Genomic DNA, 13,598 nt, shown 5'->3' with positions numbered 1-13,598 from the left:
ATCTCTAGGTGTAGGGGCACGGCATTGCCGTGCCCCTACGGGTGTACCGCACTAGGGCGTGTTTTCAAACTATTTGTTTAGCCGGATAAATTTTTAGATACCCCTAAATCCACACGATATGATACCAGCTGTAGGGGCACGGCAATGCCGTGCCCCTACGCGAAATCTACATGTGTCAGCGTTTTAGTGGTATTGTATAAGACTTTGAAAACACGCCCTAGGCCGGGAAACGCTATAATGTTCACTTATTTGGTTGAGCAATCCGCGCTTCAATATCTTCAAATGTTTGCAATAATAGACGCTTTGCCTGCAATTCCCAACCCCATTTCTGAATTTTAAATGCGAATACAGACCCAGCGATCGCAGCCAATAAGCCTATGGGTTGATTTAAAGAAATTCCTAATAATAAACCCAAGCCGGCAATTCCCCAAAATGGTAAGGCTGCTACTTGTCTTTGTTCTTCGACAATTTTAGCAATTTGACCAGTTTCCATAATAGCTAATAATGCCTCTTTGACTTCTCGCTGTTCTGCAGCCGATACCGATATACCAATTTTCCGACGCAGTTTTTCTATTTTGCGAGCATCAGTGCTGTATTCGGTTAGCTCATCTTCTGCCATTTTCAGTAATCGTTCTAATTGAGACATTTTTCTTTACATGTATTATTGTGATACAGCCATTATCGCGAATAATTGTTAATTTTTCTTGACTATACCCTGGCATTTAATCGCACCATCGAAAATTTCAAATCTAAAATTGAACATAGGGAAAGGGCTTGTTATGTCTTTAGAGCAGTTTTCAGGTAAATAGACCACGTGTCCGGGGCGCACGGACTTAGCCCCGGAGAGTGGAGCGTGAGGAGTTGGGAATGCAGAGTCAATTTCCTGCGAATTGATGAAACTGTGTACCAAGGGCTTTAAAAGGGATACTGAAAGAATTAATGTTAAAGACGTGAGATGTTAGGTCTCTATTTCATGTCTGCACCCTGGAAATGACTCAAACTGGAAATTAATGCGATTGGAATATTGACTAATGAGTAAAAAATTGAGTACAAATTCTGTTCTTTGGTTCCGAATTGGGATGGCGGGTATATTTCTTCTATCCCTAGCCTTGCGCTTTTGGGGACTGGAGCGATTTAATACCCTGGTCTTTGATGAAGTTTACTTCGCGACATTTGGCAATAATTATCTCACCCATACGCCATTTTTTAATGCTCATCCACCCCTGAGTCAATATATTATTGGTATTGGGATTTGGATTAGCAGTCATTTTCCCTTTTGGCAAGAACCTGTAAATGGGCTGACTGGTTCATTGCGATCGCCTTGGAGTTATCGTTGGTTAAATGCTCTCACTGGCTCATTTATTCCCTTAGTTGTTGCTGGTGTTGCTTATCAGTTGAGTCATCGCCGGAGCTTTGCTTTACTTGCTGGTTTCTTTACAGCTTGTGATGGCATATTTTTGGTTGAGTCTCGCTATGCGCTGAATAATATTTATATTGTCATCTTTGGTTTGTTGGGGCAATGGTTTTTATTATTAGCATTAGACAACCAAAAACACAGGCGTTCGTTATGGTTAATTTTGGCGGGAATTAGTTTTGGTGCGTCAGCCGGTACTAAATGGAATGGTTTATGGTTTTTGTTGGGTGCTTATTTGATTTGGATAACAGCTTGGGGAATTCATTGCTTACATTTTTTGCCATACTGGCGAAGCTTTTTATCTAAAAAGCGCGATGCAATCAATCAAATTTTCACTCCACAACCCTCATCAGTTCCAGTTGAGACACCGCTACAAAATCTGACTCAGCTAAATGTTTTCCAGATGCTATTTTATTTAGGAATTATCCCAGCTTCGGTCTACAGCCTCATCTGGATTCCCCACCTACAGCTAGATACAAGATTTGATTTTATCAAGGTACATCAAGAAATTTTGTATTTTCACCTGCACATGGGTGGAAATAGTCCTAATGTACATCCTTACTGTGCCGCATGGTACAAATGGCCATTGTTGACGCGACCAATGGCTTATTATTATCAAACGGCGCAGAGTTTCAGTGATCCATTACCTGTACTAGGTCCAAATTTACCTGCAAATGCGGGAAAAGTTATTTATGATGTCCATGCAATGGGTAATCCATTTTTGTGGTGGTTTGGTGTCGCTGCTATGTTGTTTTTAGTCGGGATGCTATTATCACAAGTCGTCATTCCTTGGATTAAACAAAAGCATTTTTCAGTACCAGCGACACCGAATGTTGATACTTGGATTGCTTTGTTTTTGGTATTAAATTATGCAGCTAACTTATTACCTTGGGTAAAGGTGACAAGGTGCGTTTTTATTTACCACTATATGTGTGCGGTGGTATTTGTATTTTTAGCGATCGCCTGGTTTGTAGACCAGTGTCTTCGCAGTTATTATCGCAGTCTACGTGCAGTCGGTATCACGATTACTTTTCTCATCATCGCTGCTTTCATTTTCTGGATGCCGATTTATTTGGGTTTACCTCTCTCCAGTCACGATTATAAACTGCGAATGTGGTTTAATTCTTGGATTTGATTTGATCACCGCAGGGGGGGAATGAGTAATGAGTAATGAGTAATGAGTAATGAAAGAATTAAGTAGGTAGGCTTATCCGAACTACATAAACTTATGTAAAGCATCAGAAACGCTTTGAATATAAGCTTTTAAGCGATTTACATTTCTTAATCTAGTTGCAATACTGCTCGGTTAAGGAAAATGGTAGGTTGGGTTGAGGCTCTGCGTACTCCTTCGGAGAACCCGCAGGGTAACCCAACAAAGCCCCGTCCAGGTTGGGTTAGCCTACGGCAAGCCCCTTCGGGTCTACGTTCCTCAACCCAACCTACGAATTTTAAGTTTTTTGAGCTTAACCGAGCAGTATTGAATCTAGTTGTGTTTTTTAACGCCCACTTACTTATTAAGATATTAACAACTTCAATCAACAAGCAAGTTGAAAGAAAAATCAAAAATAATCCACTCATTACTCATTACTCATTACTCATTACTCATTACTCATTACTCATTACTCATTACTCATTACTCATTACTCATTACTCATTACTCATTACTCATTACTCATTACTCATTACTCATTACTCATTACTGATTACTCATTACTCATTACTGATTACTCATTACTCATTACTGATTACTCATTACTCATTACTCATTACTCATTACTCATTACTCATTACTCATTACTCATTACTGATTACTCATTACTCATTACTGATTACTGATTACTCATTACTCATTACTCATTACTCATTACTCATTACTCATTACTCATTACTCATTACTGATTACTCATTACTCATTACTCATTACTCATTACTGATTACTCATTACTCATTACTGATTACTCATTACTCATTACTCATTAAAGTTTTGGTTTGTATAGGTGCAAAAACTAGTTTTGTCAATATCGAGTCAGCCGCACCTCAAAAAACCTTACAGAATATTCTCTGATCGTAAAATTTTTGTAAAAATTAGGTATATTTCTGGTGTTTGTTTGCGATTATATGATAGTAACATGTAAAATATTTTAGTAAAAAAAATAACTAACATGATGGATTTTAGCACCCTTCTCCCGCTGGTAAAATTTATTGATGACCCTAGGATTTACCCAGTCTACAAGTAGGACGTTATATATAAGCCATATATATATAACCTATAATCTTAGGTTAGCCTTTGGGCATCTACCTTTGGATAGATAATTTAGTCCTGGACTGTAGCAGTCATCGCTCACTTATGATGGATAAATAAACCATTAATACGTGAAAAGCCGTACTCCATACCTGATAATTTTTGGCATAACACCTATGTACAAAAAGGTCAAAATGGGGGGGGGATAACAGCAGATAACAGGTTAATTTGAGATGTTTTCTAGATTTTGTAACAAAGTGTATCAAGAATTATGAATTTGCGTAAAAATTCCCAGTGGAGATGAATCTAATAGTAGTTTAAGAGCGTATCAGACGCTATTAGTGTGCCTATTGATTTTGGCTTTTACCATTTAGAGGTATCAATTTTGAATTGCTTATGTCCTACTATCAATCAAAACCTGAGACCAAAGAGCCAAGCTATTTAGGAGGTAACTTTTTAACAAGATTTCAGCGTAAAATACTGCAAAAAAGTTTACAAGAGGATTTACCCGAATCTTACAGCCAGCGGATTGAAATCATGTTGTTAGCAGATGAGGGAAGAACTCAAACCGAAATTTGTCAAATATTGGGCTGTTGTCCAGCCACAGCACGACATTGGACCCACATAGCCCGCTCTGGGATGGCGCACCAATGGGAAGATTGTCCAATTGGTCGCCCTAAAGCGGTGAATGAACAATATTTAGACCGTTTGAAAGAACTGGTCAGCCATAGTCCCCGTGATTATGGTTATTCTTTTGGACGCTGGACAACGAACTGGCTTCAGAAACATCTGACAAAAGAATTTGGGGTCGAGGTGAGCGATCGCCATCTCAAACGTCTGCTCAAACAGATGGGATTGTCCACGCGACCAAAACCCAGCAATGTGGAAGACAACGCGAATGAGAGCAAGCAAGGTGGCAAAATCTTGATTGCAGACCTCAAATCTGCAAATATTTCGGATAATACCGAATTTTTGCCGATCAACTTTGTCAAATTAGATAAAGATTTAGACATTCATGGTGCAACATCTATCCAATCCATTGGTTACCCTGGAACAGTTGAGCAATACTTTGGGGTATTCTCTGACCCCAGCAGAATTCCAGCACTATCTCAATCAAGTTAAATTTATCACCCCAAAAGTCGGCAAATTCTGGCAAGGGACGGAAGTTGAACCAGGTATTTATATAGTCATCGCTGGCAAGGTAAGATTGCTAGATGCTGCTGGTGAGTTAATTGCCACACTCGAGGACGGCGCTTCATTTGGAGAATTTACCTTGTTCCCAGATGCAGAGTTCCAGCCTTATGCTGCCAGGGCTTCAGTAAATTTACATCTCTGCTTTGTGCCCGGTGAGGTGTTATTGCCCCTGATGGCTAAGTATCCCCCAATTCGCGAGCATTTGTGGGGTGAAGCCTTCTCCCGTAATTCCGGAGTCGTGGACTCCGAGCCGCCCCCTGTAAGCGCAGAAAAAATCGTAAATCATAATGCAGAGATTTTGTCAATATCTGCGTCCGATCCGCACCAAAAAAAGATTAGTAAAGCCTATTTTCCCAACCCCACGCAGCGAGTTGGGCATTTATGGCAGAAAGTGCTGCGGCGCTATCCGTTTTTTGCCCAACAGAGTGGTTCAGACTGTGGTGCAGCTTGTTTGGTGATGGTGTCTCGCTATTGGGGGAAACGCTTTAGTGTCAACCGTTTGCGGGATATCGCCAATGTAGACCGCAATGGTGCATCCTTGCGGGGGTTATTGACAGCGGCTGAAAGTCTTGGTTTTGCCACAAGACCTGTGAAAGCTAGTCTAAAGCAATTGGCGAAGCAAAAGTTACCTGCCATTGCCCACTGGGAAGGCAAACATTACATCGTTGTCTACGAAATTACCCCTAAATACGTTATCGTCGCCGACCCCGCCATAGGTCAACGCACCCTCAGCCACGCCGAATTTGAAGCCGACTGGACTGGTTATACACTGCTGCTGCAACCAACAGCCATGCTGAAGGATACCAAAGAGACTTCCACACCTTTTTGGCAATTCTTTGAGTTGATGAAGCCGCATTCTTTGGTGATGGTAGAGGTGTTAATTGCTTCCATCTTTATCCAGATATTTGGACTGATTACCCCCCTATTTACCCAGTTAATTTTAGACCGCGTTGTCGTGCAGCGATCAGAACTGACGTTAACAGCAGTCGGGATAGGGTTACTGATGTTTAATCTGTTTCGCGTGGCGATGACAGGGTTACGTCAATATCTGCTAGACCACACAGCCAATCGGATAGACTTAGCACTGATTGTGGGATTTATCCGCCATACTTTGCGGCTACCCTTGAATTTCTTCGAGTCACGTTATGTGGGAGATATTATCTCTCGCGTTCAGGAAAACCGCAAAATTCAACGCTTCCTTTCTGGCGAAGCATTATCAATCCTCCTAGATTTACTTACAGTTTTTATCTATGTAGGATTAATGTTTTGGTACAGTTGGAAAATGGCTTTATTGGTGTTGGTAATTATCCCGCCGTTTGCTTTATTAGCCTTAATAGCCACACCTTTTTTACAAAGAATTTCCCGCGAAATATTTAACGCTGTTGCCAAGGAGAGTAGTTACTTAATTGAAGCCTTAACTGGTGTGCGAACAGTCAAAGCTACGGCGGTAGAACAAACAGTACGTTGGCACTGGGAAGAGTTATTAAATAAAGAGATAAAAACCAACTTTTCTGGACAAGTCATCAGCAACCGCCTGCAAATTTTTAGTAACACAATTCAAGCCATAGTCACTAGCGTCTTGCTGTGGTTTGGGGCTTATTTAGTAATTCACGACCAGCTAACTATTGGGCAATTAGTAGCATTTAATCTGCTGCTAGGGAATATTATTACCCCCTTCCAACGTTTAACAGTGTTGTGGAATCAAGTGCAGGAAGTGCTGATTGCAGTAGAACGCATTAATGATGTATTAGATGCCGAACCAGAAGAAGATTTACACCAGCAACCCCGGCAAAACTTACCCCAACTTCAAGGTAACATTCGCTTTGATAATGTCACATTTCGCTATCACCCAGAAAGCGATATCAATATTTTAGAAAATCTCAGTTTTGAAGTGAAATCAGGACAAATGGTAGCGTTAGTGGGACGTAGTGGTTCAGGAAAAACAACCATTTCTAAATTAGTTTTGGGGTTGTATCCTGCTACCGATGGTAAAGTATTAATTGACGGACAATATCTTACTAGTCTTTCCTTACGGTCCTTTCGTCAACAGGTTGGGGTAGTTGACCAAGATACCTTTTTATTTGGTGGTACAATTCGGGATAATATTAGCTTAGGACATCCCGGTGCGCCATTAACAGAGGTAATTGAAGCCGCAAAACTCGCCGGTGCTGATGAATTTATTACAAAATTACCAATGGGGTATGAAACTCAAATTGGTGAAGGTGGTGGATTATTATCTGGTGGACAAAGACAGCGCATAGCTATTGCTAGAGCTTTATTAGGAAATCCCCAATTGTTGATTTTAGATGAGGCAACTTCCCATCTAGATACAGAATCAGAAAGGATTATTCAGAGGAATTTTAACACAATTCTCAAAGGCAGAAGCACTTTAGTAATCGCCCATCGCCTTTCCACAGTGCGGAATGCTGATTTGATTTTGGTATTAGATAAAGGTGTGTTAATTGAGAGCGGAACCCATACAGAATTAATGGCAAAAAAAGGACATTATTACTATCTCAATCAACAGCAATTAGATGTCACTGGTTGAACAGTAGGGGTCTCCCCGCCCCTTTTATCTCGTTTTATCTCGTTCCCAGCCTATCTCGTTCCCAGCCTCCAGACTTATCTCGTTCCCAGCCTGGAGGCTGGGAACCAGTCAAAAAAACCAGTCAAAAAAACCGAAGCATAACATCAAAGTCCCAGAAAAATATGCCAAATGTATTGAATGGAAGGCTAACAGCCTCCCCATCTGAAGATACACTACATCAGGAAATATCATTACCACAAACAACCGCCATAAAAAGTGAAGATTGGTCGGAAATTACCAAAGAATCACTTGATAGTTTACCCCAGGTGTGGACTAGAGGTTTATTATATTTTTTAGCCATATTTGTGTCTATAATTTTACCTTGGGCGATTCTATCTAAGGTTGATGAAACAGGTACAGCTAGAGGACGAACTGAGCCTAAAGATAAGACAATTAAACTCGATGCTGCTGTAGCAGGAACTGTTGCTGAAATTCGGGTCAAGGAAGGTGATTCAGTCAAAGCAGGGGAGACATTATTATTGCTAGAATCAGAATTAGTCAAGTCTGAATTACGCCAGGCTCAAGATAAGTTAGAGGGACAATTAAATCGACTTTCTCAGTTAAATTCATCCAAAAATCAGTTAATTGTATCTTTAGCAACTCAACAGCAACAAAATCAATCACAACAGTTAGAAAAGCAGGCTCAAGTTGACCAAGCGCAACAGAATATTATTACTCTAAAAAATGCCTATGAATTACAAAAAGAAGAAAGATTGTCTCAACTCAATCAGGCACAACAAACCCTAGAAAATAGTCGAACTACTAGTAAATTAGTTGAGAGTAGTTTGGCAAGTAGCCAGCGCGAGGTGCAACGTTATAGTAAGCTAAATAAGGCGGGAGTTGTTCCAGAAATTAATCTTGTAGAAAAGCAAGATATAGCTAAAGATAAGCAAAAATTGTATGAACAAACGAAATCAGATATTGAACAAGCTAAGTTACGGCTGCAAGAACAAAAGAGTAGTTACGAGCGAAATCTCCGCCAAGCTAACGCCGACATTGAACAGGCTAAATTACGACTAAAAGAACAAGAAAGAGGTTATCAGACTTTAACCCGTTCTGGTCAACTAGCTGTACTAAGAATTGTCGAACAGCAGAAAAATTTAGATACAGATATTAGTTCCCTAAAATCAGATATTGCTCAAAGTAAGAGCCAGATTGATTCCTTAAAATTTCAACTAGGACAACGAGAATTAAAAGCGCCAGTGAGTGGTATATTGTTTCAGTTACCAATTCAAAAAGCCGGGTCTGTTGTACAATTAGGGACAATGGTAGCAGAGATAGCCTCAACAAATTCGCCTTTAATTATTCGGGCACAAATGGCGACTACCGAAAGTGGTTCGTTACGCACAGGAATGCCAGTCAAATTGAAATTTGATGCTTATCCATTTCAAGATTATGGTATTATTTCAGGAGAATTAATTAAAATATCTCCTAATACCGTAGAGGTCGATACCCCTAATGGTAAAACAGCAGCTTATAACTTAGAAATTTCCCTCAAACAAAATTGTGTTCCCTCCCATGATAAGTGTATTCCTTTGCGTCCAGGCGATACGGCGACAGCTGAAGTGATTGTCCGTCAGCGTCGGATTATTGATTTTCTAATTGATCCGTTTAATAAATTGCAAAAGGGAGGGGTGAAATTGTAGAAAACTTACAGCCTTTTTCACTTAAATAGACCATGTGGTAGGGGCGCAAGGCCTTGCGCCCCTACGAGGATCTGTGCTTATTGCATGAAAATCTCTGTAACCCTTATCCAGCTAATAATTCATGCGCTCATGTTGAATTTTGTTAACCAAATTTAGGATAAATATCATGTCACAACCTATCACCATTACCAACGAAGAAATTCTTCACCAAATTAAAGTATCTTGTAAAATTCCAGAAATAGTTGAGCAGATTGTTAGCCGCAAGGTAATTATAGCTGCTGCTGAAGAAGCTGGGATAACAGTAGAGGTTGAGGAACTACAGAAAGCAGCAGACCAAATACGGTTAGCTAATAAACTCGATAGTGCTGATGATACCTGGAACTGGTTAGAAAAACATGGTTTATCTATAGATGATTTTGAAGAAATTGCTAACATCAGTCTCATGTCTGGGAAGTTAGCTAATCATCTTTTCGCTGATAAAGTTGAACCCTATTTCTTTGAAAACCAACTAGATTATGTTGGCGTGGTGATGTATGAAGTTGTTCTGGATGATGAAGATTTAGCCATAGAACTCTTCTATGCAATTAAGGAAGGTGAGATGAGTTTCTATGATGTGGCTCACAAATATATTCAGGATGTGGAATTGCGGCGCAAAGGTGGATATTTGGGGATAGTGCGCCGCAAGGATTTAAAACCGGAGATTTCTGCTGCTGTTTTTACAGCTAAACCGCCACAGGTTCTGAAGCCGATAGTGACTTCTAAGGGCGTACATCTAATTTTCGTGGAGGACATTATCGAGCCAGAATTGGATAACAAGCTGCGTAATCAAATTATCTCTGATTTGCTTGATGGGTGGATTAAGCAACAAATTGAGCAAGTTAAAGTTGACTAAAACCTTGACTGATATTCCAAAGCTTTATGTTTATAGATTTGCAATTATGGCATAGAGCGGTTTCATTTTAATCTGCGAAATTAAAAAGTAATAGTTAAGACCAGCATAGGCTTTAATCATGATTAAAACCTATGCTGGTCTTCAAATTTTTCAGAGATTAAAGACCTACAGTGTATTATCACCAAGCTAATACAATTAAGCGCCAAAAAGCGATATATACAAGCTGCTTGGAATTTCTCTACTAGCCTTAATCCCAGGAAATTTCAATTAAGCCCCAAAATATCGATACAGTGACCTTTCCGCCTAAAATATCCCCAATTTCTTGCTCATCTAGTTCATGGAGAAAGCTCTCAGTGTCTTGGGTAATAGCGATGTCAGAGATTACAATTTTAGCCATTTTTTTACCTACTTTTAAATCAATTTTCGCCGTTGAGATTAGACTTTAAATTGCCTTATCTCATTTCTATAATCTGCGATTTCTTCTATTAATTCAAGGAGTTTCTACGGAATAGTAGTGACATAAATACTACATTTAAGCACCATTTTTAACAACCGTAGGGTGGGCGTCCACAACATAAAAATAAGGGTTTGAGGGCATAATAGGCAATGTCCACCCTAAAAAAATAGTGTAATAAAAATAAAAAGTAAATTACAACGCAAACAGAGTCTCTTAAAAAGGGACAAAACTAAAACAATTATGTCACCATAAATTATCCAATTGAGCAAAAAGTATAAAAAAATCAGCCCAAGAGTAATCTTGCACTGAATTGTAAACTCTTATTTGTAACTAATGTGCCAGTTGCGTACGTCCTGTGACTATCAATATGTACTAAAATTTTCTTGTTACTACAGAGGAAACTCTTATGTCTCAATTTAGTCGCAGACAAGTACTCTTGTTCTTTGCAAGTAGCGCCGCTGGATTCGTATCAACGAATACAAAATTGCCGAGTATTTTTAACGTTGCTGAAGCGAAAACTGTACCCTTAAACTTTACACCAGTTCGCTTACCTCATCCCTTACCAGTTTATCAACAGCAGAAGAATTTTCTGCCAACGGGAATCAGTCAGGGACAGGTACTAAATCCTGCAGATGATGTGAAATTAACTACCTACAACGTCATTGATGATGTGGTAGTACCGCCAGAGTACGAACGTTATATAATTGTTAGTTGGGGCGATCGCGTATTTGCCAATCAGGATGAATATGTCGGCTACAATTGCGACTATACTGGTTTTGTTCCCATTGGTAAAAGCCAAGATCAAGGCTATTTGTGGGTAAATCACGAATATGTTAGTTACCCCATATCTGCTTTAGTCCTAGACGATAATAGTGATTTGCAAGGATTACCCACCGCATTTTCTACCGTCATTGGGCGGAATTTACCCTCAACCAAAAATCTGGAAGTGGAAGGGGAATTTTTATACAACATAGGCGGTTCAATTATCCGCATTTCTCGCCGCAATAATCGCCAGCGGTTTGCTGTGGTCAAAGATCGCAAAAATCGCCGAATTCATGGACTTTCGGGATTGGGAATTAATAGCCAACGCACTGATGACTATCAAAGCGTCACTGCTTGGGGAAATCTCAGTTACCAAAAAGGCGACCAAAATTATTTAATTGCTACAGGCCCTGCTGCAACCCAAGTTTTTAACCTCAGTGCTGATGGACTGGGTAATAAAATTATTGGCACTGGCTACAACTGTTCTGGTGGTACAACTCCTTGGGGAACTATTCTCTCAGCTGAAGAAAACTTTCAAGGTAATGTCACAGAAGCAGTTAAGCCTAATGGCACGCAAACAGACTACACAAATAATAGCATAGGTAAGACTTTTGGTCTAGTAGGCGAAAAATACGGCTGGATAGTCGAAATTGACCCTGCAAATCCCAATTTCCGCCCCCGCAAACACACAACTTTGGGTCGTTATCGCCACGAAAACATAGCCTTGCGGGTGGAATCTGGAAAGAAATTAGTCGCCTATTTGGGTGATGACAGACGTGGAGGACATACCTGGAAATTTGTCAGTACAGGTAAGATTTCCTCGCCAACCAGTAAAAGTAACAGCAAGTTATGGGAAGATGGAACTTTGTATGTTGCCCGTTACAATCCCGATGGTACCGGTCAATGGATACCCCTACTTTTAACCACGGCAACTAATCCCATTGCGCCATCGGTGCTTTCAGAGGTAGAATTTGCGGCGTTGGGTTCAGCACAGAGAAATGGCCGTTTACCCCTACCGAAGCGTAATGGTATTGCAGGTCAAACTCAAGATGGCGGTTCGTTCAACTGCGATCGCACTAATGAAGCCACAAGCTTATCTGCTTATCAAAACAAAAAGCTATCCGACTTTTACCCTAGCCAAGGCGCCCTGCTAGTTGATGCTTTTTTAGCTGCAAACTTAATTGGGGGAACTCCCACAGCCCGTCCAGAAGATGTAGAAGTGCATCCGCGCACCAAAGAGGTGTTTATCGCCTATACTGATGGTGCCCCAGGAAGCGATGGTTATCCTGATTCCCGCATCTTCCAAGTTGCCAAGTTAAGCAAGGATGTCAATGCAACACAGCAATCAGGGGGACTGTACAAGATTATTGAAGATAGTGCCGACGCTACAGGTCTTACCTTTAAATGGCAGAGATTTGCCCAAGGTGGAGAAGCCGGTTCAGTATCAGGTGCTGGTTTTGCCAATGTAGATAATCTGGTGTTCGACGCTCGCGCCCATGTTTGGGGTGTCACGGATATGTCCACAAACACTCACAACGGTTTTAATAACGGTGCCGCCAGCAAGCCTACCACTATCGATCATACAGCAAATGGTAATGTTTCCGATTTCACCGGAGTTTTTGGCAATAACTGGCTATTCTTTATTCCCACCAGTGGTGCCAATGCTGGACAGGTAATACCCTTTGCCTATGGCCCAGTACGTTGTGAAATGACCGGACCTACTTTTGTCGGCGATACTCTAATTATTTCCGTGCAGCATCCTGGTGAAGATTGTCCCATTAATGATGGCACAATTCTCAACCGCCAGATAGAGTTACTCAATTTAAATGGTACTACATTTGAGCAGACTCGCACTGTACCTCGTGGCAGTAGCTGGCCCAGTAATATCCCCACTACTGATGGTGGTAAAGGTCAATCTACAGGTGTTCCCCGTCCCTCTGTAATTGGTATTCGGCCCAAAAAATCTCAGGGAAGATTTATCTAATCTCAGGGACTTCTAAAAAATAAATCCCACATTATTTGTACATTTGTAGGGGCGCAAGGCCTTGCGCCCCATCCACGGGAGATTTTCTGAATTGGAAGTCCCTAAGTATAGGATTGCACAAGTTCGTGACCAAATGAAAATAAACTCTATCGTTCGTAGTACTCTGTCAAGATAAAAATGATAGACTGTAGGCATCTTGCCCGCGTGAGCGAGACGCTCACACTACCAAAAATCCCTCAAAACTCTGTCAAGATAAAAATGATAGACTGTAGTGCGGGCATCTTGCCCGCGTGAGCGAGACGCTCACACTACCAAAAATCCCTCAAAACAAAATTGACAGACTACTACGAACCAAAACCTCACGAATTTATGAAACGCTGTACTTAGTTGAAATTTCGGAATACCTTTATTTATTTGGGA

9 protein-coding genes are annotated in these 13,598 nt (G+C 40.6%); 7 read left to right on the top strand and 2 right to left on the bottom strand.

Annotated elements, in window-relative coordinates; all coding sequences use genetic code 11:
- Positions 1–241: 241 nt before the first annotated feature.
- Entirely contained in the window at positions 242–646 is a 405-nt protein-coding gene (locus tag HEQ19_20150) for a hypothetical protein (GenBank protein ID WYM01463.1), read from the bottom strand.
- 385 nt (positions 647–1,031) lie between these two features.
- On the opposite strand from HEQ19_20150, the gene HEQ19_20145 reads away from it, so the two are divergent.
- The 6 genes from HEQ19_20145 (at position 1,032) to HEQ19_20120 (ending at position 9,975) form a co-directional block, all read left to right on the top strand.
- Positions 1,032–2,549 carry a phospholipid carrier-dependent glycosyltransferase gene (locus tag HEQ19_20145; GenBank protein ID WYM01462.1) on the top strand — a complete coding sequence of 506 codons (1,518 nt, stop codon included), beginning with the start codon at positions 1,032–1,034 and terminating at the stop codon, positions 2,547–2,549.
- Between the two features lie 180 nt (positions 2,550–2,729).
- Positions 2,730–3,479 (top strand): hypothetical protein, encoded by a 750-nt coding sequence (locus HEQ19_31205; protein WZI66969.1) that lies wholly within the window; start codon positions 2,730–2,732, stop codon positions 3,477–3,479.
- A 573-nt stretch (positions 3,480–4,052) separates the two neighbouring features.
- Entirely contained in the window at positions 4,053–4,778 is a 726-nt protein-coding gene (locus HEQ19_20135) for a helix-turn-helix domain-containing protein (GenBank protein ID WYM01461.1), read from the top strand.
- Entirely contained in the window at positions 4,672–7,398 is a 2,727-nt protein-coding gene (locus HEQ19_20130; GenBank protein ID WYM01460.1) for a peptidase domain-containing ABC transporter, read from the top strand. The genes HEQ19_20135 and HEQ19_20130 overlap by 107 nt, the downstream gene beginning before the upstream one ends.
- A gap of 161 nt (positions 7,399–7,559) precedes the next feature.
- Complete coding sequence (locus HEQ19_20125; GenBank protein WYM01459.1) at positions 7,560–9,083, top strand: HlyD family efflux transporter periplasmic adaptor subunit; 1,524 nt, start codon at positions 7,560–7,562, stop codon at positions 9,081–9,083.
- A 166-nt stretch (positions 9,084–9,249) separates the two neighbouring features.
- The gene (locus tag HEQ19_20120; protein WYM01458.1) at positions 9,250–9,975 is read left to right on the top strand and encodes a peptidylprolyl isomerase; all 726 of its coding nucleotides are present in this window, start codon (positions 9,250–9,252) and stop codon (positions 9,973–9,975) included.
- Between the two features lie 247 nt (positions 9,976–10,222).
- Here the strand turns inward: HEQ19_20120 and HEQ19_20115 are convergent, their stop codons facing one another.
- Positions 10,223–10,372, bottom strand: coding sequence for a hypothetical protein (locus HEQ19_20115; protein ID WYM01457.1), 150 nt, complete (start codon positions 10,370–10,372; stop codon positions 10,223–10,225).
- A gap of 466 nt (positions 10,373–10,838) precedes the next feature.
- Between HEQ19_20115 and HEQ19_20110 the strand changes: the two genes are divergently transcribed.
- Positions 10,839–13,178, top strand: a complete 2,340-nt coding sequence (locus HEQ19_20110) for a PhoX family phosphatase (protein WYM01456.1) — start codon at positions 10,839–10,841, stop codon at positions 13,176–13,178.
- Positions 13,179–13,598 lie beyond the last annotated feature (420 nt).

The sequence above is a fragment of the Gloeotrichia echinulata CP02 genome, assembly GCA_038087035.1.
GTDB lineage: Bacteria > Cyanobacteriota > Cyanobacteriia > Cyanobacteriales > Nostocaceae > Gloeotrichia > Gloeotrichia echinulata.
Note: the sequence above shows the minus strand (reverse complement) of the source record. Positions and strands in the feature narration are given on the sequence as shown.